The 23,650-nt window shown below is 48.8% G+C and carries 19 protein-coding genes and 1 pseudogene; 5 read left to right on the top strand and 15 right to left on the bottom strand.

The window, feature by feature from the left end:
* Positions 1–402 precede the first annotated feature (402 nt).
* The gene (locus WG89_RS00805; RefSeq protein WP_172806665.1) at positions 403–978 is read left to right on the top strand and encodes a DUF3605 domain-containing protein; all 576 of its coding nucleotides are present in this window, start codon (positions 403–405) and stop codon (positions 976–978) included.
* A gap of 15 nt (positions 979–993) precedes the next feature.
* Here WG89_RS00805 and WG89_RS00800 read toward each other — a convergent pair whose 3' ends face one another.
* The 5 genes from WG89_RS00800 to ccoG all read right to left on the bottom strand — a co-directional run bounded on the left by WG89_RS00800 (position 994) and on the right by ccoG (position 6,619).
* Positions 994–1,710: a sulfite exporter TauE/SafE family protein gene (locus WG89_RS00800; protein WP_062260203.1), complete on the bottom strand. Its 717-nt coding sequence runs from the start codon at positions 1,708–1,710 to the stop codon at positions 994–996.
* 9 nt (positions 1,711–1,719) lie between these two features.
* The gene (ccoS, locus tag WG89_RS00795) at positions 1,720–1,956 is read right to left on the bottom strand and encodes a cbb3-type cytochrome oxidase assembly protein CcoS (RefSeq protein WP_062260200.1); all 237 of its coding nucleotides are present in this window, start codon (positions 1,954–1,956) and stop codon (positions 1,720–1,722) included.
* A 28-nt stretch (positions 1,957–1,984) separates the two neighbouring features.
* Positions 1,985–4,462 carry a heavy metal translocating P-type ATPase gene (locus tag WG89_RS00790; RefSeq protein ID WP_062260211.1) on the bottom strand — a complete coding sequence of 826 codons (2,478 nt, stop codon included), beginning with the start codon at positions 4,460–4,462 and terminating at the stop codon, positions 1,985–1,987.
* 110 nt (positions 4,463–4,572) lie between these two features.
* On the bottom strand, positions 4,573–5,139 hold the full coding sequence (locus WG89_RS00785; RefSeq protein WP_062260197.1) for a FixH family protein: 567 nt from the start codon (positions 5,137–5,139) through the stop codon (positions 4,573–4,575).
* Between the two features lie 79 nt (positions 5,140–5,218).
* Complete coding sequence (gene ccoG / locus WG89_RS00780; RefSeq protein WP_062260195.1) at positions 5,219–6,619, bottom strand: cytochrome c oxidase accessory protein CcoG; 1,401 nt, start codon at positions 6,617–6,619, stop codon at positions 5,219–5,221.
* Positions 6,620–7,354: 735 nt separating this feature from the next.
* Between ccoG and WG89_RS00775 the strand changes: the two genes are divergently transcribed.
* From WG89_RS00775 to WG89_RS00760, 4 genes are all read left to right on the top strand, one after another.
* Entirely contained in the window at positions 7,355–9,817 is a 2,463-nt protein-coding gene (locus WG89_RS00775) for a hypothetical protein (RefSeq protein WP_062260193.1), read from the top strand.
* 303 nt (positions 9,818–10,120) lie between these two features.
* Entirely contained in the window at positions 10,121–11,152 is a 1,032-nt protein-coding gene (locus tag WG89_RS00770) for a hypothetical protein (protein WP_153301342.1), read from the top strand.
* Positions 11,124–11,567, top strand: a complete 444-nt coding sequence (locus WG89_RS00765; protein WP_153301341.1) for a hypothetical protein — start codon at positions 11,124–11,126, stop codon at positions 11,565–11,567. Before WG89_RS00770 ends, WG89_RS00765 begins: the two co-directional genes overlap by 29 nt.
* Positions 11,568–12,017: 450 nt before the next feature.
* Positions 12,018–14,030, top strand: coding sequence for a hypothetical protein (locus WG89_RS00760; protein WP_153301340.1), 2,013 nt, complete (start codon positions 12,018–12,020; stop codon positions 14,028–14,030).
* Between the two features lie 137 nt (positions 14,031–14,167).
* On the opposite strand, the gene ccoP is transcribed toward WG89_RS00760, so the two are convergent.
* From ccoP to WG89_RS31905, 10 genes and pseudogenes are all read right to left on the bottom strand, one after another.
* Positions 14,168–15,088: a cytochrome-c oxidase, cbb3-type subunit III gene (gene ccoP / locus WG89_RS00755; protein WP_342669238.1), complete on the bottom strand. Its 921-nt coding sequence runs from the start codon at positions 15,086–15,088 to the stop codon at positions 14,168–14,170.
* The gene (locus WG89_RS00750; RefSeq protein WP_062260183.1) at positions 15,088–15,318 is read right to left on the bottom strand and encodes a CcoQ/FixQ family Cbb3-type cytochrome c oxidase assembly chaperone; all 231 of its coding nucleotides are present in this window, start codon (positions 15,316–15,318) and stop codon (positions 15,088–15,090) included. Before WG89_RS00750 ends, ccoP begins: the two co-directional genes overlap by 1 nt.
* A 21-nt stretch (positions 15,319–15,339) precedes the next feature.
* A complete protein-coding gene (gene ccoO / locus WG89_RS00745; protein ID WP_062260182.1) occupies positions 15,340–15,951 on the bottom strand; it encodes a cytochrome-c oxidase, cbb3-type subunit II in 612 nt (203 codons plus the stop codon).
* A 15-nt stretch (positions 15,952–15,966) separates the two neighbouring features.
* Positions 15,967–17,409: a cytochrome-c oxidase, cbb3-type subunit I gene (gene ccoN / locus WG89_RS00740; RefSeq protein ID WP_062260180.1), complete on the bottom strand. Its 1,443-nt coding sequence runs from the start codon at positions 17,407–17,409 to the stop codon at positions 15,967–15,969.
* Positions 17,410–18,208: 799 nt separating this feature from the next.
* Positions 18,209–19,285 (bottom strand): YHYH protein, encoded by a 1,077-nt coding sequence (locus WG89_RS00735; RefSeq protein WP_062260178.1) that lies wholly within the window; start codon positions 19,283–19,285, stop codon positions 18,209–18,211.
* Positions 19,286–19,439: 154 nt separating this feature from the next.
* Positions 19,440–20,681, bottom strand: a complete 1,242-nt coding sequence (locus WG89_RS00730; protein WP_062260176.1) for a YeeE/YedE family protein — start codon at positions 20,679–20,681, stop codon at positions 19,440–19,442.
* A 139-nt stretch (positions 20,682–20,820) separates the two neighbouring features.
* A complete protein-coding gene (locus tag WG89_RS00725) occupies positions 20,821–21,069 on the bottom strand; it encodes a hypothetical protein (protein WP_153301339.1) in 249 nt (82 codons plus the stop codon).
* Between the two features lie 262 nt (positions 21,070–21,331).
* The gene (locus WG89_RS00720; RefSeq protein ID WP_062260172.1) at positions 21,332–22,165 is read right to left on the bottom strand and encodes a hypothetical protein; all 834 of its coding nucleotides are present in this window, start codon (positions 22,163–22,165) and stop codon (positions 21,332–21,334) included.
* 193 nt (positions 22,166–22,358) lie between these two features.
* Positions 22,359–23,279, bottom strand: a complete 921-nt coding sequence (locus WG89_RS00715) for a LysR family transcriptional regulator (RefSeq protein WP_062260170.1) — start codon at positions 23,277–23,279, stop codon at positions 22,359–22,361.
* Positions 23,280–23,531: 252 nt separating this feature from the next.
* Positions 23,532–23,650: pseudogene (locus tag WG89_RS31905) on the bottom strand (IS5/IS1182 family transposase); the annotation flags it as partial.

Below are 23,650 nucleotides of genomic sequence, written 5' to 3'. Positions count from 1 at the left end.
GGAACGGTATTTGAAGTGGCTGAGGGTTAGCTCAATCCAACGGTAACATTCGTCCTTGGAGTCCCAGCCGGGCTCCAGACAGTCTGCTTGTGAAAGGAGGCTTCTTACATCCTCCAGGGTTTTGATGAAATGGGTGTTCATGATGATTTTCATATCCTCATCATGAACGACAGTGCTGAAGTCGGCTCATTTCATGTTAGAAACCAGCCCCTTCTTCAGGCTCATTTCATATTGGAAGAGACTCTTTTGTTCAGGCTCATTTTATATTGGAAGAGACTTTATCTGGAGGAAAGGGGGTGGCAACGCTAATATTAAGGCTTTTGCTTCGGTGCTTCTCTCGAGTCGGGATCAGGCGTCTATGATTGAAGGCAAATAATTCCGATATTGAATGGAGTATTTGCTTTGAAAGTATTAGCTGCCATCCGCCTGGTGATTCTGACGCTGCTTGTCAGCCCTTTCGTAGTTGCTGAGGTCATTACCTGGGAGGAGATTCAATCCGACCGTCTTGATACTCGTCGAAGTGATACACAGCAGGAGATTTATCTGCGTTATCTGGAACGGCTCAGAGACAGCAAAAAATCGCCGGAAACCACCGTTCTTGAGGATATATTCAGGCTTTCCAGTGAACAGGCTGAAGCTTGCCGCAGCGGTGATTGCCAATTGGATAGCAGGCTGGTCATCAACAGTTTCCCTTACTGGCTCGAAGATGATGTGGTGCATCTGCTGGTATTTGTGGCCAATAAGAGCTGGAAAGAGGGGTATCTGATTTCAGAATCTGAACGATTGCTGAGGGCTAAACTCTCTGATCTCAAGAGCAGGTATGATCTTCAATGGCGAATCTATGTCAACCCACCGCACAAGAGAACGGTGGGGTTGGCTCATGCCCATATCTTTCTGAAGGGGGTCGACACTGCTGAGATTGCAGAAGCCATTAAAGCAGTTATTCCCTTCAGTAAGCCGGGTCTTGCTCCCTGGTAAAAGATGGTTGGTGTTTTACATGGAATGACCGCCGGAGCTCATAGATAGAACCGACATGACCCACAACTGGTGAGGCCCTGGAATAGCAAACAGGCCAAAGGCAATCATCATAATACCCGCAATGTTTCGGGTCACACTGGCCTGAATAACCGAAGTCAGTTGTCGTGCAAACAAACCGGTCAGAAAAACCGCTGGCAGGGTGCCCAGTCCAAAACCAGCCATAAGCAGGGCTGATTGCCCCGGGTTTCCCTGGCTCGCAGACCAGATTAATGTGCTGTAGACCAGCCCGCAGGGAAGCCAGCCCCATAGGGCTCCCAGTGCCAGAGCATTGGGGGTATTGCGAATAGGCAACAGTTTACTGGCAATAGGCTGGATGCGTTTCCAGAGATGCTGGCCCAGCTTCTCCATCTTCATCAGACCTTTCCACCAGCCGGTGATGTAAAGTCCCATGGCTATCAACATGGCGCTGGCAAGGTAACGAAGAGAGACTTGCAGTGTTTCGCTGGTGTCACCCAGATACCAGCCAATCATACCCAGAATGAATCCGGCCAGTGCATAGCTGCTGATACGGCCAAGATGGTAGGTCAACATCAGCCAGGTGGTTTCAGCTTTGGAGCGCCCATTCAGCGACAGGCTCAAGGCAGAGGTGATACCACCACACATCCCGATGCAGTGGGTACTGCCCAGCAGGCCAATAGTAAGAGCCGCCAGGAGAGAAGGAGCTTCAGTCATTGCAGGTCGTTAAATCTGTTTTTTATCGGATGTAGGTATTTCCACCGCCGCTGTTTTGGTCGCAGGAGTGGCCTGGTTGTTGCGCATAGCCCGGCTTTCGACCGGATTGTCATCATCAAACAAAATGCTGTGAGCGGGTCCTTCCAGATCATCAAACTGGTCATTATCCACCGCCCACAGAAAAATCCTGACAGCCAGGGCTATCAGCATTACGGCAATGGGAATAAGGATGATCAGGCTTTCCATAGGAACACTATACCTCTAAAGAGCAGCACTATACCTTTACAGCGGAATTCAGGTAATCCGCATTTTCCCTGTCAGCCTGCGGCTTGGCAAGCTTCGGTTTGTCCCTGTTCAGGCGCATGGCATTACCCACAACCACCAGAGAACTCAGGGCCATACCAATTGCGGCCATCCAGGGAGCCACCATAGCTGCGGCAGCCAGGGGTAGGGCGGTCATGTTGTAGCCAAAGGACCAGACCAGATTCTGGCGAATAATTCTGCGTGTTCGGGTAACCAGGTCAAACGCATCATTCAGACGGCTCAGGTCGTCGGAGAGTAAAACGGCATCGGCGCTGGTCTTGGCAAGGTCAGAAGCATTGCCCATTGCCAGAGAGATATCAGCCCCCGCCAGAACCGGAACATCGTTGATGCCATCGCCCACCATCAGGATATGCTCTCCTTCGGTTTGCTGTTGGCGTATGAAGTTCAGTTTGTCATCCGGACTGGCCTGGGATTGCCATTCTTCAATGGATAATTCCCGGGCCACAGATGCGACAACGGGTTCCTGGTCGCCACTGAGCAGGGTGAGTTTAAAGCCGGAATTCTTGAGTTTTCGGATCACTTCAGCGGCTTCTGGTCGCAGGCTGTCCGCTACACGGAACCAGCAAAGAGGTGTGTCATTTTCTGACATCATGAGCCATTGGCCTTCATTCTGTGGACGTTCAGGCAGTGTTCCGGAAGTACAAAAATCAGGGCGGCCAATTCGATAACCCAGGCCGTTGACCTGCGCTTCTATCCCTTGCCCTGTGTGGCTGACAACATTTTCGGCTTTCAAATCACTCGGGACGGCAAAAGCTCTGGCAATGGGGTGCTCGGAATGGGCCTCTATTGCTGCGGCAAGGGCAAGCAATTGATCTTTGGTGTATTGGCAGTCCGAGACAGGGTGAATACCTTCGAGGGTCAGACGACCCTGGGTAAGTGTACCTGTCTTGTCAAAGACAATATGGTTGATCTTGCCCAGACCCTCCAGCACATGGCCTCGGGTGACGAGGAATCCCAGTTTATGCAGGTAGCCAGTGGCGGCAGTAAGTGCAGTAGGTGTCGCCAGCGACAGTGCACAAGGGCAGGTCACAACCAGAACAGAGAGGGTGATCCAGAAGGCATCTTCAGCAGCCGTGCCGGACCAGTACCAGTAAACGACGGTTGCAGTTAGCAGGACGGAGCCGACAAAGTAGCCCGCTACCCGGTCAGCCAGTTTGGCAATAGCGGGTTTATCCTGTTGAGCGTGTTTGAGTAGCTTGAGAATGGCCGACATCTGGGTCTCTTCACCCACATGAGTGATCTCAACTTCAAGGGCGTTATCGACATTCAGACTGCCGCCCATCACCGATTCACCGGACGAACGGGCAATAGGGAGGTACTCACCCGTGAGCATTGATTCGTCGACACTGCTGCTGCCTTTGCGGATGACAGCGTCGGCGGGAATAGAGTCTCCGGGCAGGACGCGAACCCGATCTCCGGGCTTAAGGTCTTTCAAGGGAACCCGAACAAATTCGTCNCCCTGCTTCCTGAGGCAGCTGGAGGGAAGCAGATTTCTAAGTGCTCTTGCTGCACGGGACGTGGAATGTCGGGCTCTTAGCTCCAGATAACGGCCGGTGAGCAAAAAGAAGGTGAACATGGAAACCGAGTCGAAATACACTTCGCCACCGCCAGTAACTGTTGCCCACAGACTGGCTACATAAGCGCCGCCGATGGCAATGGAAACCGGAACATCCATACTCAGGTGTCGTGTTTTTAAATCCCGGATAGCCGCTTTGAAAAAGGGTGCCGCTGAATAGAAAATAACAGGGGAGGCGACCAGGGCGCTGACGTATCGGATCAGGTCCCGGTAGGGGTCTGTCATGTCGTTACTGATGGCCCCGGAATACAAGGCGATGGCGTACATCATCACCTGCATGGTGCCAATACCAGCAATAGCCAGGCGTCGTATAAACACCCGGTTTTCCTGCTTGAGCATGGCTTCCTGACGATCGGCGCGCCATGGGTAGGCCTTGTAACCAATCTTGTGGATGGCGATCAGTAAGGTGCTTAGGGGCACCTGTTCCGGATTCCAGGTGATCTGTGCCTCATGGGTACTGAGATTGACGCTGACTCTTTCAACTCCTTCGATCAGGCCAATATGGTTTTCCAGCAACCAGATACAAGCTGCACAGGTGATACCTTCAATCAACAGGCTGGCTTGTTTGCCATGGTCGGACGGGATAACAAAGTCCTGCTGGATATCGTCGCGGTCATAAAGTCTCAGCTCTTCTTCCAGCTTTTTACTCAGAGTGTTGGCCTGAAGTCCCGGATCGGTCCGGTGCTGATAATAATTATCCAGGCCTCCGGCAATAATGGCTTCGGTTACCATCTTGCAGCCCGGGCAGCACATAGGCTGTTCGACCTGATCCACTACTGCGGTATAGGGAGGCTCTCCTTCGATGGGAAGGTGGCAGTGAAAGCAGTGGCAGCTTGCAGAGTGTGTACTCATCCAGTCGATCCGAAACGCATCAGGCATGGTGATTCCATTCACGACAGATGCCTGTATTAAAACAAAGGCTGCAGGAAGGTCAGGTTAAACACCAGCCTTCCAAATCTCCATCAAGGGGCAGAACTACCGCGGGGTAATAGCTGAGAGGTTTCTCCCGGGGTCAAGACCAGTGGCTGGTTCAGTCTCCAACCTGTTTCGTAGCCCACTTCCGGAATGTGTTCATCGATGGTTTCGAGCTGGACATAGGTTTTGCCTTCCACTGCAGCATCAACCTGCCCTACATAAATTTGTCTGGATTCATCGCCTGACCAGGAGCGGTTCATGGTGACTACTTTGTCCCTGTCAGCAAAAACAGGTGACAAAAGGCTCAGCTTGAGTTGCTCAGGCCATTCGGACAGATTGCCATTGATGTTAACCCTAACCTCCCCGGTTAAGTCATCAATCATCAGGTTGGCGCGGATGCCAAGGTCACGAGCATTGTTGTCCCGGGTCAGATCTTCATTAATCATCTTACCCGTCTTGTAATAGTCATCCACGACAACACTGTCCTGAATCTGGAAGGCATAATAAATCCGGTAGCTGCCCCAGACAAAAGTGACAGCCAGTACTCCCAGAATGGCCCAGACCCAGGGCTCCTGGTACCAGCGGGTTATCGGTTCATTCTTTACAAGGCTCATAATGCTTACCTGTTTCTATTCTGCGGGGAGGCCGGGCCGCTTATAGTCTCTCAGCCTCCACTGTGTCCGCCAGCTCTTTTTACAGCTGTGGGGCAATAAATCGACTTTCGGCGGTTACAGGCGGTATTTCCGGCTGGTCAGTGCTGATTATAAATTCAATATCACGGCTACCGGAATGGACAGAACCCGCAGGAAGTATCAATCGAACTACGTGTTGTGCGACTTCCCCGGCATTGACCGTAAACTGCATATCACTGCGTGAGCTCAGATCTCCCATATCCTTGAGCTTCACAGTCATGGTTAAAGGTCGTTGATCCTTATTGGCTACCTTGAGTGTGTAAATGTTCTCAATACTGCCGTCGGATGTGGTCCGGTAAAGCTGGTTACGATCCCTGAGAATGTCCAGCTCAAGTGCAGAGCGACTGTTCAGGCTCCATATAAACAACCCAATCATCGCCAGCAGGGCAATGGAGTACCCTATCAGTCTTGGACGCAGCCAGTGGGTTTTATTGCCAGAAAGTTCGTTGTCCGTGGTGTATCGGATCAAGCCTTTTTCATAACCCATTTTGTCCATGATATTGTCGCAAGCATCGACACAGGCAGCGCAACCAATACAGCCAATCTGCAAGCCGTTTCTGATATCAATGCCAGTCGGGCAGACCTGCACACAGACGCTGCAGTCTATACAGTCACCCAGACCCTGGCTTTTAGGGTCAATCCCTTTTTTGCGTGAACCACGGCTTTCACCCCGTGCCCGATCGTAGGCCACGACCAGGGTGTCACGGTCAAACATTACACTCTGGAAGCGAGCATAAGGGCACATGTGCAGACACACCATTTCACGGAGCCAGCCCGCATTGGCGTAGGTGGCCAGAATGAAAAAGCCAATCCAGAATACGGCCCAGGTGCCTGCCTGCCATGTCAGCAGGTCGGGCAGCAGTTCACGAATGGGTGTGAAATAGCCGACAAAGGTAATGGCTGTTGCTGCTGATACACCCAGCCAGATGCTGTGCTTAGCCAGTTTTCGCAGGAATTTTTCAGCCGTCATCGGGCCTTTGTCTCTGCGGATGCGCTGATTGCGGTCTCCTTCGGTTATTTGTTCTGCCCACATGAATACCCAGGTGAAGACGCTTTGGGGGCAGGTATAACCACACCAGACTCTGCCGGCAAAAACGGTAATGGCAAACAGGCCAAACGCACAAATGATCAGCAACCAGGACAGGAGAATAAAGTCCTGAGGCCAGAAGGTGGCGGTGAAAATATGAAACTTTCGTTCTGGTAAATCAAACAGAACCGCCTGGCGGCCATTCCAGTTCAGCCATACGGTGCCAAAATAGAGGAGAAACAGAAAGGCTCCACCGGCCAGCCTGAGGTTTCTGTAGAAGCCCTCAAAACTGCGGGTGTAGATTTTGTCCGGCTTTTGGTACAGGTCTATTAATTCCGGCTCACTGGAAGTGTTGAGTTGGTCTGACTCTGGCATATCACTTTACTGCCCTGATTGTCGTTATTGGCGTCCATGGAACCGGATTCCCCCCAAATTTGAGAAACGGTCCTTCGAACTGCATCCGTTTAGTCTTTTCTTATCTGAAAAGTGCCCCGGTGGATGCTTTAGAATAATCGGCCGCTATCTTACCTTTTTTTAGGGGCAGTGTCAGTGATTTGGGCATGATACTGATGGAATGGACTATCAGAAAAAGTGAATCAACCTATAAAAATTATTGTTCGCAGCCTTTAATAAAAACCTTCCTCCTGCGGGAAGGTTTTTATTAAAAATTATGAGGGTTGCTTTATTTGAATCAGGTTTATGTTTGCCTGAAATTTTTTAACTGAAACTCAATATGTCGTTAACAAAACGAGGCGTTTAAGTTGTCTAATGTTTTATTAAGATTAAGTTGATGAGCTTATTTTTCTGGTTTCTCTGACCTGTCGATAGGACTAAAGTTGAATGTATTTCTGTTTTTGTAAAGGAAGATTTATATCAGAGAGTATGACTTTGTTGCATTTAAAGGGAATTATTTGATTTTCTTTGACTCGATGGCAACTCGTTACTGATAAGAAGGTGTTTGTTAAGTATTAATAGTCGTTTAATTTGAGTGAGTGATACGGCTTTAAATTAACGACAGTCGTTTATTAAATAAAAGAGGACGGATAAACGAATAATCTCAAACTATACTCATTCATCTTCGTGTGAATACTAAACGAGATGTTCAGACGCATGAAAACTGTGCTCTTGGCAGCTTTGCTGCTTGTTTGCTTTGTCAGTACCAGCGCTAATGCTGCAATTGATTCAAATACTGTTGTGCAAAATATAGCGACCAGGGAAGGGGAGAAAGCTGTCCGTCAGGGGAGCTCGAGAGAACGAATCCAGTTGCCTATGGGGGTTTTACAGAAAGCTCCAGATGGCTGGGTATACTGGGATGGGGCTGATGCACATCAAGTTGATTATTATCAGACCTCTTCTATCTACAGCTACCTTTATTCTGTTGCTACTTATGTTGCCATGGCTGCTGTTACTGCCATGGTGGGTGGATACAGTCCTCTTGAATTAAGAATGATCAGTTTACTGACAACCTTTGGGTTTGTAGTGGATTTGGGGCTCACAACCAAGCAGGCTTATCGGGTATACAGTCTTTATGGTCAGTCTTATGAAGGTATCTGGCAGGTTCCTTTCAGGGACAGGAAAGAGCCTCCCCTATTGATACTTCTGAATCAGCATTCAGTAGGTAGAGTGCATTACACAGTTTTCAGTCTGTATGACGAAGAGGCCAGTGATTTACGATACATTGATGACGCCTATTTGAAGCTCGCCAAAGTGTTGTACAAGAGGCAGATCTATCTGACCTTAACGCCGATGGAGGAGGAGCCGGAAGAGGGTTCCACTCTGAAGGATGAGTTGGCCAGGGACAGTGATCTGGCCGTATCTATTTTTCAGAATGCGAATCGGGAATATTTCTTCCACGTTGACTTCAGTGGTAGCCCATCCTTGCCATGGCAGGAGCTTTCACTCAGCAGAGCTACCGGTGCGGAGCTGGACAGACAATATCTGTCAGCTATCTCGCCACTCTGGATTGGGCATGTGGCCGACTGGCTGACAAAACCTGAAAACTGGAGGTTGATGGGTAAATATCTGGCGGCTCAGGACGATGATCTGTCTGAGTTGGGAGAAATGCCTGAGCAGCCTGGTCCCTGGTTTGAAGACGATGAGCTGGGCGTGAACAATATGCTGGTCAGTGATGCTGGGTCAGGTTGTATGGAGCTGGATATGGGTTCTATGATCAGCAGGTTGCCGGCGTCCGGTGTGCTGTTGGGTGGCGATCAACATTGTCTCTCGATTGGACGAAAAGATATCCTTCGCTCTGCCGAGCATGACGTCTCTAAGAGTTATACCTACAACCAATTTGAAGCTCAGAGTACCTTCCTGAAATGGACAGTGTTGAAAAAGCTCCAAGTGGCTGCTCTTAACTGGGGATTCATGAATGGTGTCCGTGAGACACACAAAGCCTACATAGGATGGAAAAACAGCAAGGCTATTACTACATTACCTCCCCCTCAAACGGTTCCTCCTGAAGTGATTCCTCCTGATGATATTGCTGGTAATGAGGTGGTTCCCGCTCCTCAAGCACCCGCTCCAGCCAAAGTAGCTGCAGTGGTTTCTAAAAGTATGGGTCTGCAAGATCATCTGGTGCTTGCGGAATTAGAGAGAAGGACAGGACTTAGTGCTGCCATCAAGCAAGGCATACAGCTAAGAGCTAAAGAAGAACAAAAACCTGTCAAAGAGAAAGAATTTTCTGCTTTTGAGAAAAGAATGAAGGATCAGAAGGCTGCAACCGAATACTCGGACGATGAGAGTGACGATGACTTCGAATTTGATGATGAGGAAGGTGAGGAAGTAGCACCTGTTAGACCGCGCCTGGTAGTTGCCCAGAAGAAGCCAGTCACTGAACAGCCGGTGGGAGAAGGTGTAGCAGTCGGTGATCAAAATAAAGTACCAGCTCCACCAGTGGGTGCACCACCACCCCCACCGCCACCGAAAGTGCAGGCTCCAAAAGAGTATAAGATCAAGATCAAAACCAAGGCTCAGTTAGCACAGGACCAGGCTGCTAAAGAGAATAAGCCAAAGAATCAGGGTGGAATGGACGATGTAATGAGTTCCATGGCAGACATCCTTGCCGCCAGAAAGAAAAAGCTCGAAGCACTTGAGCGACAACAGCAGCAACAACCCCCTGTTGAGCCAGTCAACGTGGCGGGTAATGCTCCTGAAGAGCCAGTCAACGTGGCAGCGAATACTGCACCGATGGACCAAACGATCGATAGAAAGCCACCACCTGTTAGGCCAAGACCTCCAAAGCTGAAGCCTAAACCTTCACGAGCTCAGGTCGCTGCTATAAATGATAGGCTCTTGAATGAGGGCAGGGAAAATCATCTGGTCTTAGATCAGGATAATCAACAAGTGGAAATCTTTGGTCATAAACTTGCGCCTGAACACTGGAAGCGTTTCCTGGCAGCGTCCAGGGCAGCAAGTGATAAAGCTAAGGATCAGGCCCTGCGCAATGCGGGGAACATACCTGAAAGAGGTGACGATGAGTGGGATGGAGGGTCCGTTGTTGAAATCCCTTATCAGTGGATCATCTTTATGTGGCGCATTGGCCTGATTGGAGAGAATTTCTTAGATCAGTAACTATTGCAGATAAGCGCTAAACCCCAAACCGTTGGCACTGAGCCTGTCGAAGTGTACTACCAGTATCCTTCGACAGGCTCAGGTTGAACGGAGTAGGTATTTTTTTACAACAGATCCATGCAATAAGCATGAATAGGCCGTAAAAATGTACCAGCCGAAAAAATAGTAGAGCGAGAAGCTCGACACTTTATGAAATTTCCGGGTTAGCCCTTATCAATACGATGAAGTCTGTAATAGAGACGGCGGTACCTCCTGATGAAAGCTTGGGTGTTTGTCGCGATTCTTTTTTTGAGTGGCCGTTGCATGGCTGTTCAAGAAGAGGCTGGTCAGCTGCTGGGGCTGCCAGAAGGTGTTTATGAAATCAGTCAGAACGGAAGTACTTGGTGGGAAGGAGCCTGTCCGGAGGCTATAGTACATTATTATTCCAGTCCGGTTTCGACCTGGTTCCGCTCCGTTTCTTCTCTCCTGCCCATGGTAATGACCTTAAATTTGCTCTTTCGATATTCTCCCAAAACAGTCTCTATGCTGAGCATGTTTTTGACGGGGATGGGTCTGGTTGATTTTGCTTTTCTCTTTGGAAATGGTCTGGCTCTGTTTCTGGCTACGAGCCAACGGCAACCGAAGATTTTGACTTTGCCTTTTCACGATCGCATAAGGGCTCCTTTGTTGATTCAGTTGACTTTGCCTGCCAATGCATCGGTTCCAGGCTATAGGATTCAGTCTTTGTGGCAACCAGAGTATGCCGACGAGGCATTTGGAGATGATGAGTATCTTCAGTTGGCCAAAATAATGAGCGAAAGAAAAGTGTCGCTCAATCTCCGGGTAACAGAGAGAGATTCGGCTCAGGCATCGACGCTTCGTGAACGGTTGATATTGAATAGATATTTATTTATGGGTGTCTATCAATATCATCAATATCAAAAAGGGTATAAGACGAGTGTAGTCTTTGAAGACAGCTCCTCGCTTCAGTGGGTTGAACCCGAGCTGTTTAAGCTGGATGTTGCCGCTAAGGATCTCCCTTACCAGTCTGCCATTGCTCCAGCATGGATCAAACAGATGAGTCAGTGGCTTCTTCAGCATCCGGATATGTCCAGCCTGGATGGAGTGGTCGCTGTCGAACCTGGGGTGATGAGTAATGATGTCTGGGAGGATGAGATGGATTTGTATCATTATCTTTCTGAAGGTCCTGAAGGGTGTTTCATTCTTGATATGTACTCAGCTCAATGGTTTTTGCCTGCTCTATCAGGGTGGCCTGAAGCGGGAGCCCCCTGTTTCTCTTTGGGGCGTAATAAAGAAAGGTCCGTGTTTGCCGGGCAAGCATGTGGCGAAAAATGAAAGAGATACTCGTTACAGCCTCTACCAGGACAAGTTAATCAAGCAAGCCGTTGTCGCGGTATTTAATGTTGTCATGGGTCGTTGTTTGGGGTACATGGATAAAATTCTGGGTCGACTCGACCAAAACGAAAATACCGAAAGATTTAAATACCTTGATGAGCTGAAGCTGGTGAAGGTTGGGAAAATGAAGGTGAAGCCTCTGGAGCATAATAGTCAAGATATTGATAGGCAGATTGCACAAGCACGAGCGAGTAAAGCTTATATTCCCTTAAGTTGGAAGTGGAATTTGCCACAGCCAGAAATCAAAAGACAAAGCTCTAAAAGACTAAGCTCTAAAAGACTAAGCCCTAGGCAAATGTTTTATTTTACAGGTGCAGAACGACTATTGGGTGTGCTGCCGGAAGAAGGTCAGTGAAAAGATTCTTAACGATAGATACCCTCGGTGGATGATTGTTCACTAAGTATTTGTCTAACCCGGGTATTTCATAAACATGCTCCTGGCCTCGCTTGTCCTTTGCGGCTCTAAGAAAGTTTTACTCAGTCGACCGTACTCCCCGGTACGGCGCTCCTTCGTAAAATCTTATTGAGCCACAAAGTCCAGCGCGATGCTCAGGTCAGTTTATGAAATATCCGGGCTAGTGCAGGAAGGCTTTAATATCCATACAACCGTCATTCCCGCCTTCGCGGGGGGGGGGGGCGAAAAAAGTTGCTTGTATGCGGGCTAGGAGTCTGATTACAACTTTACAAGCTTATAATCTTGACTAGTATTCTGAGTTCTCTGTCAGTTAAGAAGAAAGCGCCTAGATAAAAACAGCTTTGCGAAGCGAGGTTTTGGTAATAAAAAACGATAATTGAGAGTCAAACTTTGAAAAAAAAGCACGTTATATCCTTTGTTTCGGCCTTGTTACTGATCTGCTCTGGCTCGTTTGTTGCGGCCAGCAATTGTAATAGCCTCTACAGTGACACTCCCAGGCTGACGGTGAGCCTTGTTGCCGGTCCGGTCTATCAGTATAACTCACCCGCTGATGACAACTGCCTGCTGCCGGACTGGGTGCTTGAGGATGAAGCAAAAAGGTGGTGCAGCAACGCATTCAACCCGGATCTGGCGTGGAGCGACCAGTGCCAGAATAGAACGCTTGCAACGGGAAGCTTCATGCTTTTGAACAATCTTGCAAGCAGCCACTTGAACTATTCTATTCCCGATTCTGGACACCTTAACTCCGATTGCCCGGGAGCAAGGTGCAGTATTGTTCAGGAGTACCGCCCTGGCTGGTCACGCTACACAGCCTATAAAAGGCTCATCAACTCCAGAGGGGCCTACTTGAACCGAAACTGGAGGCCCATTATGGAAGTGGGTTCGACTTACTATAAAGGGAACACCGTCAGATCCCGCTTTGAAAAACTCTGTTTTACCCGTTTTCCGGTTTTGCATCTGGGGCTGGGAGAAAAAACAGGAAATTATGTGAATAATTACTCTTTTCTCTGTTCAGGTGGCGATGAAAAAAACAAACTCTATGAAACGATCAAAGAGCTTTCCCTGAAGCAGGCAGCCTTGCAGGGGGCAGAAAAGTCAGGTCAGTTTCAGCCAACTCTTGGCGCTGATAACTTCCAGAAAGTCGTGATTGTTCGTTCGGCCCGGGAGCTGGCCTCCAGGCTTCCTGCAAAAGTATCGACCCTATTTGTACTTATGCCGCTCTCAGCCACGGAAGGTGTGCTAGATTCCCTTTCCGCTGATACGGCGTTGGGTTCAGGAGAGTCTGGAAACTCCCCTGCGAGTCATCTTTATCCTGCATCTGAAAACGCTTTCGACTTCACTCAGCTGGTTTCAGGGGAAGTCGACAAAAAAGAGGATGTCTTTTTTCAAGACGGTTCTGCCTCAGGGCAATCAGGGCAGGAGGAGGCAGTACTGTCCCTCTCGGAAGACAAGAATGTGTCCGTTGCCCTGGTGGGCGTTTACCAGAATCACCAGCGCACAGTATTAAAATATTCCGGTAGTCACGAGTTTTTCATGAAATCAGCGGGTAATGTCTTCATTGAGACACTGACCCTCGATATACCGGATATACAGCGCGGTGTTTTCAAAGAAACCCAAAGCCGCGCTCTGTATGTCCATGACACTGTTTTTGAACCTTCCTCTGCCAGCCTGCCAGTAGTTGCAGGTAATGGTCATAGCGATTTTATTTTAGTGATCAGTGGCCGTGCATCTGTTAACCAGAATGAGTCCGAAGGTTTTGCTACAAACCGGATAAGCAATCTGACATCTTCCGGAAAAGTAGCGGCTTTCAACGATGAAGCTGCATTAGAAAACCACTCCTGCTACGCAGTCGCCGGGTACAGAGGAGTGAATAAAACGCTGTTCCAGCACAGGGGCTTTTACTCTAACTGTTCGCAAGAACGCTTATGGACACTTTCCAACCAGGCCATTGGCTGGCAGGCCTGCTGTAACGATACATGCAACCTTGGCAGTCGTTATCCAGAAGCCATACAAATTAACTCCAGTATCTCGAGAATACTGGAGAAAAAAAACAACCCTTCCATAACAGCCTGTCAGCCCGGTTTGCCAGGCAGTGACATTTGTTTGCAGGCATCTGCCACCACTGAGCTACCTGCTATTACCACTGATTTTAACGTTACGGCATCAACAGGAGCTTCGTCTCCTCTAAGCAGCGAAAATCCCGGCACTAGCGACATGATCACATTTGCCGATCAAGATCAGGCAGTCACTGCTCATCCAGCTACACATAGGGGCGAAAGTGAAGATACAGCATTGCTCGAAGGCATCGTTTCGGCTTTAGTCTCTGCTGTGGGCGTGGTTTCGATGTGTAGCTTAGTAATCGCTGTCACCATCTTTCATTTACTCAGATTTAAGAGGTCTTGATTTGCAATACCTCGCGTCTGGTAAAGTAGTGAAAAGCCTCTAATCCGTAATCAAATAACCTGAATCTACCGGTTTGGAATAAAAAAACGCAGCCCGTGAGCTGCGTTTTTTATGACAAGGACCTTAATCAGAGAAAATCAGTTCTTCTCTTCTTTCTTAGCCTTGTTGTCTTCATTCAGACTGTAGACATAGGTGGCCACCAGATGAACCTTTTCGCTGCCCAGAATGTGTTTCCAGGCAGGCATGACCCCGTTACGACCGTTACGAATGGTGTATTCAACCTGTGCCTGGCTTGAACCATACAACCAGGTATCATCCGTCAGGTCAGGTGCGCCCAGCAGCTGGTTGCCCTTGGCATCGGCGTTGTGGCAGACAGCACAAGTGGTGTCGTACACTTTTTTGCCGGATTCCAGTTGAGCAGGATCGGCGTTGTCTACCAGTCCAGCATTGGCTCTGATAAAGGTAGCTACGTCGCGCACACCCTTTTCACCAATCACCGCACCCCAGGCAGGCATCTGTCCGTTACGACCTTCCATAATGGTGGTGGTAATGGCGTCAGCTGTGCCACCGTATAACCAGTCATTGTCTGTCAGGTCCGGGAAGCCGAAAGCACCACCAGCGTCACTGCCGTGACACAGAGCGCAGTTATTCAGGAAGATACGCTTACCCATCTTAACGGCTTTAGGGTTGTTCACCAGTTCTTCGATCGGAGTATTGGCATACTGTGCGAACAGTGGCTGATAACGACGATCGTGTTTTTCCTGGTGACGTTCCAGTTCACCTGTGGAGGTCCAGCCCAGGAGACCTTTCCAGTTACCCATGCCCGGGTACAGGGCAAGGTAGCCTGCCGCGAAAATGAAGGTAGCTACGAATAACAACAGCCACCATTTAGGCATCGGGTTATCCAGCTCTTCAATACCGTCGTAGGCATGCCCGGTGGTCTCGGTGGTTGCCTCGCTGCGCTGTTGTCTCCAGGTGGTAAACAGCACATAAATTACAAATGCCAGGCAGGCCAGAGTAAGGATGATTACCCACCCACTCCAGAAACTACTCATCATTATATGGCCCCTTTGTCCTTGTCCGCGTGCTCTGCTTTTGTCCCGCTAAAAGCGTTTATGGCGCTACAGGCGTCTTGTGTATTTATATGTGCAGTGTCGTCTGTAAACGGCAGTGAAGCCGCTTCGTCAAAGTCCCGCTTTTTACGGCCACTGTATGCCCAGAAGAAGACCGCCAGAAAGGCGATCATGGCAAAAACAGTGGAAAGTCCTCTCAGATCATTAATATCCATAGGTGTCACCAACCATTCTTGTCACCGTTTATTCTGGATAGCGGTGCCCAGTGACTGCAGATAAGCCACAACAGCATCCATTTCACTTCGACCTTTAACCGCTGAAGCTGCACCTTCGATGTCGTCATCGCTGTAAGGTACGCCCAGACTTCTCAAGACTTCCATTTTTCTGGCAGTCAGTTTTCCGTCCAGGGTGTTGTGGTTCAGCCACGGGTATGAAGGCATGATGGACTCAGGCACTACGTCTCTTGGATTCTTCAGGTGAGCACGATGCCACTCGTCAGAGTAACGGCCACCTACACGAGCCAGATCTGGACCGGTCCGTTTGGAGCCCCAAAGGAATGGGTATTCATAAACAGACTCACCGGCAACAGAGTAGTGGCCATAGCGCTCAACTTCGGCACGCAGAGGGCGAACCATCTGTGAGTGGCAGCCTACGCAGCCTTCACGGATGTAGATGTCTCGACCTTCCAGCTGCAGGGCAGTATACGGCTTCAGTCCTTCAACCGGCTCGGTTGTGGTCTTCTGGAAAAACAGTGGCACGATCTCAACCAGGCCACCAAAGCTGATGGCGACTACGATCAGTGCCACCATCAGACCAAGATTTTTTTCGACTAAATCATGTTTTCTCATGGTGAATTCCCCAGGTCAGGCTGTCTGTGCAGGTGACGCCTGAACTTCACCTTCTTGCTGGTTTTCACTGCCAAGCTTGACAGTACGGTAGACGTTGTAAGCCATGATCAGGACGCCAAGAACGAAGAAGGCACCGCCAATAGCGCGGACAACGTAGCCGAAGTGACTGGCAGAAACAGACTCGATAAAGCTGTATGTCAGCGTACCGTCGTTGTTTACCGCTCTCCACATCAGACCCTGGGTAATACCGTTAACCCACATGGCAACCACATATAGAACTGTGCCGATGGTAGCGAGCCAGAAGTGAGCGTTAATCATGCCAACGCTGTACATCTGTTCACGACCACAGACTTTTGGAATCATGTGGTACAGGGAGCCGAAGGACACCATGGCAACCCAGCCCAAAGCACCGGAGTGTACGTGACCAATGGTCCAGTCGGTGTAGTGAGACAGGGCGTTGACTGTCTTGATGGCCATCATCGGGCCTTCGAAAGTGGACATGCCGTAGAAGGACAGGGATACCACCAGGAAGCGCAGGATCGGGTCGGTGCGCAGTTTGTGCCAGGCGCCGGACAGCGTCATGATGCCGTTGATCATGCCACCCCAGGAAGGTGCCAGCAGGATCAGGGACATAACCATACCCAGGCTCTGTGCCCAGTCAGGCAGAGCGGTATAGTGCAGGTGGTGAGGACCGGCCCAGATGTAAATGGCGATCAGTGCCCAGAAGTGCACGATGGACAGACGGTAGGAGTAAACGGGACGCTCAGCCTGTTTGGGTACGAAGTAGTACATCATGCCCAGGAAGCCCGCCGTCAGGAAGAAACCTACCGCATTGTGACCGTACCACCACTGAACGGCAGCATCCATTGCACCGGCATAAGCGGAGTAGGATTTGGTCAGGCTGACAGGTACTGCAGCGCTGTTGACGATGTGCAGAACCGCAACCGTAATAATGAAGGCGCCAAAGAACCAGTTAGCTACATAAATGTGCTTGGCCTTACGCTTCATAATGGTGCCAAAGAACACAATGGCGTAACTGATCCAGACAATGGCAATCAGAATGTCGATGGGCCATTCCAGCTCAGCATATTCTTTGGTGGAAGTCATGCCCATAGGCAGAGTGATGGCGGCCAGTACAATGACCAGCTGCCAGCCCCAGAATGTAAATGAAGCCAGTTTTGGCAAGGCCAGAGTGGCCTGACAAGTTCTTTGGACGACATAGTAAGAGGTCGCGTAAAGAACACAGCCTCCGAATGCGAAAATAACCGCGTTAGTGTGTAAAGGCCTCAACCGGCCGAAGCTGGTCCAGGGTAAATCAAGATTCAGTTCGGGGAATACCATCTGGGTAGCGATGAACAGTCCCATCCCCATCCCAACGATGGCCCATACCACCGCCATGATGGCAAACTGCCTGACAACCTTGTAGTTATAGGTTGGCTGTAACGTTGCAGTGCTCATGCTCCATGTTACCTTCGGGTTCTGCTAACAAAATTACGACTTGGAGATAACCTGAGGCTGTGCACTTTCGACCGGAAATCCAGTAACACACCATTGTCTTTCAGTTGATTCACAGGAATCACAGGGCAAAAAATGCCACTGTCCGGTCGCCAATAAGCTTCCAGAGTAAAAAGAATGTTGTTCTACTGGATTTCAGGCCGGACAGTCTATGCTTCCGGTCAGCTCCCCTGGGTTTGTCCGTAAGGCCTTTCACTCCATTGCTTTATCATTATCTGACTAAAGGCTGGAGATCATAAGTTGAGTGGAATACTCCGCTCGTGAGTACTGCCCAGAAGGCAATTCCCGTTGAGTCGATCAGACTGAGTCGAACGTTTTATTCATTTTCTCACAGAGATCCTCGGGCTCTGAAAGATGAACAAAAATGCTCGTCTCTATACGACTCTGAGTGTTTTGTCCTGGATCGGTACTCCTAGTCTTGCACACTTCTGATTGTTATCCGGTCCTTATCGGCTGGCAGTGAATTGATACTGCCAAACCCGCCGCAATCATACAGAAATATCACTAGACCTGCTAATGCTTTTTAGGTATGAGCGGTTGTTTTGTATTGATAGCTTTTGTGAAGGTATGTTTTGTATGGGGAATGTCAGGAGTGCCAAGGGCTCAGGGTTTCACGAAGATAATAAGATGAATTTATGCTGTGATTTACCGAAATTGTCAGTGGATGTTCACTTGTGTGTAAGGAGATTCATTCAAGAGGTGTAACAAGTAAGTCATACCTCTTAAATGGTGGGTTGAAGGGTCAGTGTGAATGCATTGAGTTGATCAGTGCCTGCCCTGTTTTGCTGAATGACGAGTCCGGCGTTCCTTTGAAGCATGCCATCGCCCAGGGGTAACTGTCAGTGATGTAATAGCCATACTGTCCATTCAGGGTCATGCCGTTGCATTCATCCAGATCGCCACTGCTTGCCTGATATTCATAATCTCCCGTGAACTGGCCGGTATAGTTGTTACTGCTGACTACGCCGTTTCCTGCAACCGGGGTTGTATAGGGAGAAACGGTTTGTCGAGTACCACTTTTCAAGACGAAACTGGATCTGGCTTTACGAACAACGCCGTCATCAGGATCTCTGAAGCAGGGACCGTAGACAGGAAAACCATCAGCGGCAAAACCAATGACCGGTGATTCCTGTCCCTGGGATTCACAGTCCTGAAAGTACATGGCTTTCGGGTCACCATGGTAGTGGTAAGTGCCATCTGGCTGAACATGGGCATTGTGCTCATCGGTGCCGAAATTGTTCAGGGAGGACATAGGGTCATAACGCCAGGGGTTGTTAATCTGGTCCTGGCCACAACCTGTTTTTTCCAGGCCAAGCGGATCATTACCTACGGCGTAACAGGCGGCTGCCAAAAGGTCCATAGTCACACCATTCAACATAACCACATTGGTGATGCCAATCGATCTGGGGGTGATTGAGGCAGCAATGGTCGGCGAAGTCGTGACTTCATACAGGCCATTCTGCTCAAGCACCGAGCTGGCAAAGTTTGCAGAGGAATCATTGAAATCATGATTGGGAATTTCATCCGCTGTAAAACGGCACTTGTCGTTGCTCAAGGCGATGATGAGATTGCCTGTAAAAGCAATGTCGCGCTGAATATCCTTGACGTTTGAGAAAAAAGTTCCGAAATACTCCTGGCAATTACCCGATCGGTTGGAAAAATTAACATTGGTGATGTCAGTGCCTGTATTGGGGTTGGGTGTTGACTCAAAAGAGTCACTGCTTCCACCTCCTCCGCCACTACAGCCTGCCAATGCGGTGAAAAGAAAACCTAAAACGGGTAAATGAACGGATGACCTTAACAGACTTCCCTTTAGCATTATTATTATATTCCCTGGGAGGATAAGAGTTGATCTATGAGTATTTCAGTTTATTTAAACGACAACAAGACTGTACAGCGAATAAGCAGAAGTGTGTCTTAAAAGGTAGGTAAGACATGGAGAAGCATCCAGTGATACTTCTCCATAGCGTGGTTCAGGTAACTGCTTTAGCTACCCGGTTACCCAGAACGCCACCAGCCACCAGGAAGATCAGATAAATCCAGCCAGACAGGGACAGATTCGCAATGGGGGTATAGAGGGCTCCGACATTGCAACCATTGGCAAAACGGGTGCCCAGACCCATAGCCAGACCGCCTATGGCGAACAAGGCCGCATCTTTGAGTGTCAGTCCATGCATGGGTTTGAATTTGCCAGCCATGAGCAGATAACTGATGGCACCGATGACAATCCCCAGATTTTGAACCGATACGCCATGTTCAAAGAAGGGCAGGGTAAAGGCCGTTTCAGGAAGTCGGGTATAGGCTGCAACATCAGCAGCTGAGAAGCCTGCAAACATCAACCATTTGCCAAACCAGAGACCAAAGGGTGTAGATGCACCCCAGCCATTACCTGTGGAGGCCATCATAATGGTAAACAGGGCTATGATGGCAATGGCACCGGTTCGCATGCTCCAGGGTTTTACCAACAGAGTTTCATAAGTGTCCCTGCTGAACAGCACCATAGGTTTTAGCTCGGCAGAGGTTTGTTCCCCTGGAAGAGGGCCGTCCTGGTCGGTGCCAAAAAAACTGCCATTTTGCCGACGATGGTCTTCATACCGCTTGGCCAGATAAACAACGATCGACGCAAATAATACGGTCAGAACGATGGCGGACAAATAGCCATTTAAAGGATCGCCAGGAATCAGGTCAGGAAGGTAAACACCCTGATCAGGGTAGCTGGCAGAAGAGACCCAGGTGTCTGTGATCCAGCTGGCTTCTTTCTGTATGGGAAATCCGGCAAAAACCCCCAGGCAGAAAAAGAACAGGGTGATCAAAGCCAGTGGCATTTTAGAGCTGATTCGAGCCAGAACGCCGGTGGCGCAGCAAGAAGAAAAACTCATGCCGAAACCGAACAGCAGGCCACCGACAATCAGACCCGTATTGATTGGGTTGACCCATAGGTTATAGGTGCCAGGTTCTGCATTCATGACCAGAGCGGCATTGATTATGGCGGTTCCTACAAACATGCCCATCAAAACCACCATCAGGCGGGTTGAGCCACTTTTATAAGCCCGGTTAACGCTGCCGGCAAAACCGATAGAGCCCCGGACCAGCACATAGCCCAGGCTCAGGCCCAGGAGGAGGCGAAAGAAAATAGGGGTACTCAGGTAATAACTACCCAGAGTCATTGACGTTAATGCCAGAGCGACACCAAGATACTGCTGCTTCGTGTTCATCCGAAGTAATTCTCTTATGCTCAAGGGGATTGGGTTTTATGGAAGGGCCGAATTATTGCTTAGGGCTATAAGAATCCAAAATACACAATCGTTATAGATTTATAACCCGCCTGTCGCTTATCTAACCAGCTTTGGACATTTATTCTGAGTGGCCTTGGGCTGCAACACTTTCAATAACATGTTGCCAGAAGTCTTCAGCTCTCAGGGCAAAGGTTTCTGGTGCAGTATTGGTTAATAGCCGGGAATAAGAGCATAGGGCCATTTTCGAAAGTGGGAGTTCCCTGAGGTGCGCAATACTCTCAACAGCTTCTCTCTGGGTGGAAAAGTGGTTTTCAAGTTCAGGATGAAAAAACTGATTACAATGTTCAGCCAGATTACTTAAATTCAAAAACTCAATACCCGCCGAGTGACTATTTAAGATACTTATTAGTTCTCTGATGCTTGCCTGACTCCAGCTGGTTTTCAACTGAGGCAGGGCTCACTACCGAGTAGTTCCATGAACAGGAATGACCTTCTGTTTTCCCATTCTCTGTATCGGGTAAGGATTTAAATGAATTGTCTGCGTTGAGTGGAGTCATGCCAAAACTTTCCCTGTCTTTCATCAAGGTTTGACTGCTCCCCAAGTAATAAGTTCCCAGGCTTCTAAGGTGTCATTTCATATCACATTGTTGCTTCCAATCCGGTGTTTGGGGAACCTTGACCGGTTCGGGTTTGCCCTTGGTTTTAACAATGATGAGTTTTTGAGCTTCTTCATCTTCAGGCAGCTTGCCCTTAACCAGATAATCCGTAGCTCCCACTGCATGAGGTTTATCTCGGTCTTCTGTTAACTGGAAGTATCTATATTCACCGCCACGTCTTGTCAGGCCTACTTTGGTTTTAAATCCAATCACTTTCAGATTCTCAAAACCGTCATGGAAGCCTTCGTAAAAACGATCAACAATCTTCGTGCTGTCATCACAGCAGATGTAGAGTTCTACCTGTTTTACCGGAATTTTATAGTCCAGGAAAAACGTCTTGAGTTTGACTGCGACATCAAAAACATCAAATCGGACTCTGCCTTGCATAGTGGGCGCATCAAGGTCTCCGTCAGTCTCCCCGAAGGCAAAACCGACCTGACCCGAACTGTTTCCATGGGCTTTGATAATCACTCTGCCATTGAAGTCCAGTGGCATGCCCGAACGCTTGAAGTAGGTGAGAAAACGCTGGGTACTCTGCATGGAAATAATGTCGGAAGCCAGAGCGCTGGCCGTATTGAATCCCTCAGGAAAAAGGCCGGCGTAGTCCAGAAAACCAAAAGCATTGGTGTCGTCCATGATAATAGGGTCTTTGCTGAACACTCTTGTTCCGGACTGTGTGGTGATTAATAAAGGGCGGTCTCCAAAGGAAACCGGGCGTCCATCAAAAGTAAACAGATTCCAGCCGGAGTATGAGTAATGACTTATCAATAAGAGGGACAGCAGGCATAACTTTTTAAGTAACTTCACATTTATTCATTGCTGTTGCTGTGTGATAGCGAGTATAGGAGAGTAGAAATGAACAGTGTGAATAAGATCCACTGCGGTGATTATTCTATTGTTTGAGTGGATGAGCGACATGTAAAAGCTTCCGTCGGAAAACCTTGATGGTTTGAGTTCCTCAAAAAACAGGTATGAAGTCATTAAGGCTCCTGGGAAGGAATCATGTGCTCTCCAAGTGCTTTACAATAAAATCTACACAGGTTTTGACTTTCGGAATCTGATACTTGGCCTGTTGATACAAAATAAAAATATCCAGTTCACTCTGTTGTCTTGGAGAAACCTTCTGCTCCAGCGGCACTTCCACCAGCTCTCCGGAATCCAGCAGGTTTTTTACCCACCAAATGGGGTAAAGAGCTACCCCTTGATGTGCCAGCATGGCCTGGAGTATCGATTCACCACTGTTACAGATCAGCACCGGCTGTAAAGAGAGTTTCTCCCAGTTGTCTCCGTCACTGGATGACCACCAGGACATGACACCGTTGACACTTCGAAACAGAAGAGTCGGAAAGTGTTCAATATCAGCCGTTGAAAAGCGTGTTTTACCCATTTTCTGTTGCAATGACTCCAATAGCCTGGATGTTGTGACCAGCTTAAATTCATCCTTTGCAAGCGGTTTGGCGACTACGCGCTCTTCCGGTGCATATCCAGCCCGAATGGCAATATCCACCGGGTCTTTACCCAATACAACTCGTTGTTCCGAGTAATCCAGATCCAGAATGATGTTTGGGTATGCTTCACGAAATTTCTGAAGAATAGGGAACAGGATTTTTTCTCCATAGCTGGCCGTGGAGCTGATACGGATCCGACCTTCCATGGCTCCCATGTGTTGGGAAACCAGTTCATCCGCTTCATCAATGACTTGGAGAGCTTTAACTATAGAGTGATAGTACACGGAGCCAAGCTCTGTTGTGCTAACGTCACGTGTTGTACGCTTAATTAATTCAACGCCCAGTTCGCTTTCAAGATCCCTGAGCCTTCTGGAAATGGAAGAGGGAGGCACCCCCAGTTCCTCAGAGGCCCGGGTAAAACTGTTCACTTCTGCTACTCGCTTGAAATAACGTAATGCTCTTAATTTGTCCATAATCCGCACTTAAAACCCATTTAAGTCCCTTGAAACTTATTCTATTTTTGTCAAATAGACAAAACTGATTTGCCGGGCAGCCTCTTTTTCTAATTTCTATGGCTTTTATAGTGATAACGAATCCACTAAGGAACCTGCGAATAACCTCTAATTTACTTCCCTTCTTGAATCGAGTTCGAAGTAGGACTGAAATCAGAGGTCTCAACCCCTTATTTGTATGATATTTAGCCACTTTCGTGACTTCAGGGCGGACTAACCCTGTGCCCGGATCATTTGATCCAGTCGAACAATATTCGCCAGGGCAAATAAAGTAGACAGTTTATTGTCATTCTTCTTCAAACCTCGATACCTGGCTTTTATAAATCCAAATT

Source organism: Endozoicomonas arenosclerae (genome assembly GCF_001562015.1).
Classification (GTDB): Bacteria; Pseudomonadota; Gammaproteobacteria; order Pseudomonadales; family Endozoicomonadaceae; genus Endozoicomonas_A; species Endozoicomonas_A arenosclerae.
This window is presented reverse-complemented; position numbering and strand designations above follow the sequence as displayed.

Coding starts and splice junctions, on each gene's coding strand:
- WG89_RS00785 (WP_062260197.1), bottom strand. CDS start 5,139: ATGAGCCTTGTAAAGAATGAACCGATAACCCGCTGGTACCAGGAGCCC.
- WG89_RS00735 (WP_062260178.1), bottom strand. CDS start 19,285: ATGCTAAAGGGAAGTCTGTTAAGGTCATCCGTTCATTTACCCGTTTTA.
- ccoG (WP_062260195.1), bottom strand. CDS start 6,619: ATGCCAGAGTCAGACCAACTCAACACTTCCAGTGAGCCGGAATTAATA.
- WG89_RS00775 (WP_062260193.1), top strand. CDS start 7,355: ATGAAAACTGTGCTCTTGGCAGCTTTGCTGCTTGTTTGCTTTGTCAGT.
- WG89_RS00770 (WP_153301342.1), top strand. CDS start 10,121: ATGGCTGTTCAAGAAGAGGCTGGTCAGCTGCTGGGGCTGCCAGAAGGT.
- WG89_RS00800 (WP_062260203.1), bottom strand. CDS start 1,710: ATGACTGAAGCTCCTTCTCTCCTGGCGGCTCTTACTATTGGCCTGCTG.
- WG89_RS00730 (WP_062260176.1), bottom strand. CDS start 20,681: ATGAACACGAAGCAGCAGTATCTTGGTGTCGCTCTGGCATTAACGTCA.
- ccoP (WP_342669238.1), bottom strand. CDS start 15,088: ATGATGAGTAGTTTCTGGAGTGGGTGGGTAATCATCCTTACTCTGGCC.
- ccoN (WP_062260180.1), bottom strand. CDS start 17,409: ATGAGCACTGCAACGTTACAGCCAACCTATAACTACAAGGTTGTCAGG.
- ccoS (WP_062260200.1), bottom strand. CDS start 1,956: ATGGAAAGCCTGATCATCCTTATTCCCATTGCCGTAATGCTGATAGCC.
- WG89_RS00715 (WP_062260170.1), bottom strand. CDS start 23,279: ATGGACAAATTAAGAGCATTACGTTATTTCAAGCGAGTAGCAGAAGTG.
- ccoO (WP_062260182.1), bottom strand. CDS start 15,951: ATGAGAAAACATGATTTAGTCGAAAAAAATCTTGGTCTGATGGTGGCA.
- WG89_RS00750 (WP_062260183.1), bottom strand. CDS start 15,318: ATGGATATTAATGATCTGAGAGGACTTTCCACTGTTTTTGCCATGATC.